Raw genomic sequence first — 230 nt, 5'->3', positions numbered from 1 at the left:
AAGTTACTTCTTTGGCGGTGTCACGGAATTCTCCGGGAACGACGTGCGATAACTCTCAAGGCTTTCATCCACCATCTGGCGGCCCTTGCTGACCTGCTCGTTACCGCTGGTGATCCGCGCCTTGCCCTTCTTGATCTGACCATCGCCCTTCTCGATCAGCGCCTAGCCCCCGGCGATATTGGCTTCGCCATCATTGACCAGACTCACACCACTGACGACCTGCCTCCCAC

The 230-nt window shown here is 57.8% G+C and carries 1 protein-coding gene; it reads left to right on the top strand.

Annotation, left to right across the window (positions count from 1 at the left end):
* On the top strand, positions 1–230 hold a 230-nt coding region (locus R2R70_RS23650), incomplete at both ends, for a hypothetical protein (protein WP_410979441.1).

The organism is Cobetia sp. SIMBA_158 (assembly GCF_046566945.1).
GTDB classification, from domain to species: Bacteria; Pseudomonadota; Gammaproteobacteria; order Pseudomonadales; family Halomonadaceae; genus Cobetia; species Cobetia amphilecti.
The sequence above is the reverse complement of the archived record's forward strand: the minus strand, read 5'-3'. Positions and strand labels throughout refer to the sequence as shown.